The 331-nt window shown below is 30.5% G+C and carries 1 pseudogene; it reads left to right on the top strand.

The features are described from left to right. Positions 1–125 precede the first annotated feature (125 nt). Positions 126–331, top strand: a pseudogene (locus M3226_RS33030) (DUF6431 domain-containing protein); the annotation flags it as partial.

The raw sequence follows: 331 nt of genomic DNA, 5'->3' as shown, positions 1-331 counted from the left end.
TGTAAACAGTCACTTTATTTCCTCTAAAATGCGAAGAATTTTTTCAAATTTCTCCAGATTAAATACTATACTTTCCTGGATTAATATGCTAAATTTTCTGCATATTATGAGAGGGAAGTTTTTTTATGGTCATTTCTCATGATTTCGGAATTGATTTAATTGAATATGCAGAAAGAGGAAAGGAAAATGATTTTCCAATATTAAATAAATGCCCTAATTGTAAATGTATTGGTGCAGGAAATATCCATAGAAATGGATACTATTGGAGATTTGGGTTAACCGACGAGAAAACAATGAAAATCCCTATATGTCGATTTAAATGCCTGGTGTG

Source organism: Neobacillus cucumis (assembly GCF_023715505.1).
The sequence above is the reverse complement of the archived record's forward strand: the minus strand, read 5'-3'. Positions and strand labels throughout refer to the sequence as shown.